5 protein-coding genes are annotated in these 4,424 nt (G+C 44.2%); 2 read left to right on the top strand and 3 right to left on the bottom strand.

The annotated features are described in order from the left end of the window. Positions 1-161: 161 nt before the first annotated feature. Positions 162-1,031 (bottom strand): pirin family protein, encoded by an 870-nt coding sequence (locus HMPREF9370_RS01245; protein ID WP_009115435.1) that lies wholly within the window; start codon positions 1,029-1,031, stop codon positions 162-164. Between the two features lie 150 nt (positions 1,032-1,181). Here HMPREF9370_RS01245 and HMPREF9370_RS01240 point away from each other — a divergent pair, with 150 nt between their 5' ends. Further along, complete coding sequence (locus HMPREF9370_RS01240) at positions 1,182-1,544, top strand: winged helix-turn-helix transcriptional regulator (RefSeq protein WP_009115434.1); 363 nt, start codon at positions 1,182-1,184, stop codon at positions 1,542-1,544. A gap of 233 nt (positions 1,545-1,777) precedes the next feature. Further along, the gene (gene truC, locus HMPREF9370_RS01235; protein WP_009115433.1) at positions 1,778-2,494 is read left to right on the top strand and encodes a tRNA pseudouridine(65) synthase TruC; all 717 of its coding nucleotides are present in this window, start codon (positions 1,778-1,780) and stop codon (positions 2,492-2,494) included. A gap of 12 nt (positions 2,495-2,506) precedes the next feature. On the opposite strand, the gene HMPREF9370_RS01230 is transcribed toward truC, so the two are convergent. Then, complete coding sequence (locus HMPREF9370_RS01230; RefSeq protein ID WP_009115432.1) at positions 2,507-3,103, bottom strand: hypothetical protein; 597 nt, start codon at positions 3,101-3,103, stop codon at positions 2,507-2,509. A 493-nt stretch (positions 3,104-3,596) separates the two neighbouring features. Beyond that, positions 3,597-4,115 (bottom strand): hypothetical protein, encoded by a 519-nt coding sequence (locus HMPREF9370_RS01225; RefSeq protein ID WP_009115430.1) that lies wholly within the window; start codon positions 4,113-4,115, stop codon positions 3,597-3,599. Positions 4,116-4,424: the final 309 nt, after the last annotated feature.

Raw genomic sequence — 4,424 nt, 5'->3', positions numbered from 1 at the left:
GGCCGCGCGGCCATAAAGCGCAATCTTAAAATAACGGGAATACAAAAAAAATTAAAGGTGCGCGTTGCCATACCAATTTTTAAATTGATTCACTATCAATATGCCTGTCTGAAAAAAGCGGACAAAATACACACTTGTCCGCTTTTTTATGACCAACCGAATTAATGAATGCTGCCAAAACACCCGCTTTTAAAGTCTTTAACAGCTTGGCGAATTTCTTCCTCAGTGTTCATAACAAACGGGCCGTAACCCACTACCGGCTCGGCAATCGGCACACCGGAAAGCAACAGGATTTTCACTTCGCCACCTTCCGCTTTAATACGCACCTCGCCGCCGCCTTGCTCAAAACCGACCAACTGCCCCGACCCGACCCGCTCTTTGCCGTTAAACACCGCGTTACCGCGCAACACCACCATAGACAAACTGTGTGTTTCGGGAACAGCAATCACCGCTTCACTGCCTGCATTCACCACCACATCCCACACATTCATTTCGGTAAATGTGTCGGCCGCACCTTTGATGCCTTCATGTTCGCCCGCAATCAGACGCAAATGGCCGGCTTGGTTGGGCAGCGGCACCACAGGAATATTTTCTTTAACAAGATGCTGATAGCGGGCGGGCGCATTTTTGTCTTTAGCAGGCAGGTTCACCCATAACTGCACTATTTCAAACATGCCGCCCGTTTTGCTGAAAGCTTCGGAATGGAATTCTTCGTGAATGATGCCGGCACCAGCCGTCATCCATTGCACATCGCCTTCTTTGATAACCCCGCCACCGCCGGCTGAATCCCGGTGGGCTACCTCGCCCTGATAAGCGATGGTTACGGTTTCAAAACCTTTGTGCGGGTGTTGCCCCACGCCGTGCGGCTGCCCGCAATTGGGCGCGAATCGGTAAGGCGCGGCATAATCCAGCATCAGAAACGGATCAGTGCCGCGGTCTTCGCCCATGTGTGAAAACAAAGGCTGAACCAGAAAGCCGTCGCCCACCCAGTGTTGGCTGTCGGCGCGGTAAATTTGGCGTACATTACGCATGTCATGTCCTTTCGTTATAATCCGAACCTATGCCTGTCTGAACATCATTACAGATACTAGGTTTTCTATCGCTTTAGGTGTATTGTACGCAGTACGAGCCAATTAACAAGTACGCACATTTTTTATACTGCCAACCCGAGGAAACCACACATGGGCATACACGTCGACGAACACGATCTTGCCGCAGGCTCCTGCCCCGTACGCACCACGCTCGAGATCATCAACAGCAAATGGAAAGTATTGATTCTGTATCATCTCAACACCCAAACCCGGCGTTTCAACGAATTACAGCGAATTTTGGCACCCATCACCCAGCGCATGCTCACGCTGCAACTGCGCGAATTAGAAGCAGACGGCATCGTTCACCGCGAGGTATATCCGCAAAAACCGCCCAAAGTAGAATACTCCATCACCGAGCTGGGCCTCACCCTAATGCCCGTGATTGAAGCCATGCACCATTGGGGCAAAACATATGCCGAAGAATACAATAAGCATAAAAAGCCCAATATTTAAACTGGACAATGCCTGTCTGAAACCCTTTCAGACAGGCATTGTCCAGCCAAACCGGAAAGTCATCACCAATATCCGTTGTGCATTTTCCACATTCATATCAATGATATTCATAAAAGCTGGCTATTTATCCTTTATCCGTTTAGAATAAGAAATGCAACTTTTCATATACTTCTACTCCAAATGAAGTGCTTTTCACAACCCTTGATTCTCAAGGGTATTTTTTTCCGCCCGATATGCTCGAAATCCTCTACCGCGATGAAACCTGCATCGCCGTAAACAAACCCGCCGGCATGCTGGTACACCGCAGCCCCATTTCCCCCCAAGAAACCCGCTTCGTGCTGCAAACCCTGCGCAACCAAATCGGGCAACACGTTTACCCAATCCACCGCCTTGACCGCCCCACATCCGGCGCACTCCTGCTCGCCCTCAACCCACACACCGCCCGCCTGCTGACCGAACAATTCGAACACCAGCACATCCGAAAAACCTATTGGGCCGTAGTACGCGGCCATCTACAAGGCAGTGGCACCATCAACTATCCCCTCAAAGAAGAATACGATGCCTACGGCGCAACGCACATCCACCCCGAAAAAGCCGCCCAAAGCGCCATAACCGATTGGCAAAGCCTTGCCGTGGCCGAGCTGCCGTTTCAATCCGCCCCCCGCTACCCCACCTCACGCTACTCATGGCTCGCCCTCACGCCACACACCGGCCGCCGCCACCAACTGCGCCGCCACATGAAACACATCTTCCACCCCATTATCGGCGACACCACCCACGGCGACGGCCGCCAAAACCGCGCCGTTGCCGCATTCTGCGGCACCAACCGCTTGATGCTGCACGCCCGCAGCCTGAGTTTCACCCACCCACACACCCAACAAACCATTACCCTCGAAGCCAATCCGGACAACAACTGGCGGAACCTGTTCACAGCATTCGGTTGGGATTGAAATTCGATTATTTTATAAACCCAAGTATTCGTTTAATAATTCCGAATCCCCCAGCTTATAACAATCCGGTATTGTTTCCATCCAAAATTTGAGTCCTTCAAGACTGTTGGCTATTGCAGGTTTGCTTACACTAGCTCTAATTGATTTAAATAATACGATTCCATCTTCTTTATCGAATATTACCCTATAATAAGATGAAACTCTCTTCTTATATGAATGACTTTCATATAAAAAAACTCTATCATTAAATTTGTAAGCTATCTTATACACTCTATTTTCAAATATTAGTTCCTTGTTACTTTCCACATATTCTTGAACAAGCTTTAAACTCCTCCATTCTTGGTCACCAATTCTCCTTCTCCAATCTTCAGGCGTCATATAGACCGTAATACCCGCATCTTTACATATCGCCTGCGCAGTCTGCCGAATCGTCCAATATTCCATAGCCCAACTAACCATCCAGCCGCCCATCAGCAACATAAACCCGACAAACCGGCCTATCCGTCTTCCCAAACCCAGCTTCGAAGTAAGCTTTCCGCATAAATAAGCGGCCAAAACCGTCAGACCAATCCAGACTGACAAACCAAACAATACGGCTAATCCCAACATGAATATTCCTATTCCTGTATGTAAATAAATTCAGTTTTATTAGCTTAGAACCAAAATTTTAAGTGTCGTAGTTTTTAGACAGGAGCTGATTCAAATTTGAAGTGCAACTTTTCATAACAGAAAAAGGCCAGAATGAGGTTGATGTAGAAAATCCTAACATTGTTTACACTTTCGTTTTTTGCTTGAAGATCCATTTGGGGATTGCTGAAGGTTGTCAAGAATACCGAAAGGCATGCGAAGCCGCATCGTTCTTGAGAATGCTCAAATCTTAACATCATTTAGCGCATTGAAAAATTTACCAGTTTCATCTGATTTTTCAAAATTAGATAAATTCGCATAGCTTGCAACCGATAGATATACAAAATTTATTAACAATGAATTCATTATCCTGCCCCTTTAAAATTAATTTAAGTAAAATTGTAACTTTTCCTCAAAATCTTCTAGTACACCTGAAGAGCAGTCGTCTATATTATTTAACCATAATTTATATGAATTATCTGATTCTTGTCCTACACCAGCTGTAAAATATGTTATTTCTATTATTTTTTTTATCTGTGTTAATATCTATAATTATTTGTTTATTCTTTTTTGTATACATCATATCTTCACCATTAGAGGGAACATAAAACAAGATCAGTCTATCTGTTATTTTTCCTATTGAAAAAAGTTCTTTTCTATCTATATAATATTTTTTCGAATTAAGTTTAATATGATGATCAAAGATTGCTGAATTTTCCATATTTGAGTTAGATAATCTACGCCACTCCTTAGAATCTACATATATCTTTACACCAGCTTCGTCATGACATTTTTTTTCTATATAATTCTTAACTGCCATAAATTCCCAAGTCCAATAAACAAATACAGACCCCATCAGCAGCATAAACCCTACAAACCGGCCTATCCATCTTCCCAAACCCAGCTTCGAAGTAAGCTTTCCGCATAAATAAGCAGCCAAAACTGTCAGACCAAGCCAAACTAATAAACCAAACAACACAGCCAATGCCAACATGGATATTCCTACTCCCGAATGTAAATATATTTAAACGAAGTAATTAAATAGAGTATTGATATCATTGTAAATATAATACACAACACAACAACATCCTTACAAAGCAATTACAAATATTGCATTCAATTAAAATATGTTGATTAACTATAAAGCTGTATCATGAAGTTGGATAATGGCATCTAAAAGTGTGCCACCCCGATTATTGATAAACTCTCCGATTTTGCGGAGTTTTTCCGGGAATGATCAATATGTAAACCACTACTAAAGCACGCTGCCTGCTCCATCAAAGGGCACACAAACAAAATGCCT

The organism is Neisseria wadsworthii 9715, from assembly GCF_000227765.1.
Taxonomy (GTDB): domain Bacteria; phylum Pseudomonadota; class Gammaproteobacteria; order Burkholderiales; family Neisseriaceae; genus Neisseria; species Neisseria wadsworthii.
This window is presented reverse-complemented; position numbering and strand designations above follow the sequence as displayed.

Excerpts from the sequence above, each read along its gene's own strand:
- HMPREF9370_RS01230 (WP_009115432.1), bottom strand. The coding sequence starts at position 3,103 with ATGTTGGGATTAGCCGTATTGTTTGGTTTGTCAGTCTGGATTGGTCTG.
- HMPREF9370_RS01240 (WP_009115434.1), top strand. The coding sequence starts at position 1,182 with ATGGGCATACACGTCGACGAACACGATCTTGCCGCAGGCTCCTGCCCC.
- truC (WP_009115433.1), top strand. The coding sequence starts at position 1,778 with ATGCTCGAAATCCTCTACCGCGATGAAACCTGCATCGCCGTAAACAAA.
- HMPREF9370_RS01225 (WP_009115430.1), bottom strand. The coding sequence starts at position 4,115 with ATGTTGGCATTGGCTGTGTTGTTTGGTTTATTAGTTTGGCTTGGTCTG.
- HMPREF9370_RS01245 (WP_009115435.1), bottom strand. The coding sequence starts at position 1,031 with ATGCGTAATGTACGCCAAATTTACCGCGCCGACAGCCAACACTGGGTG.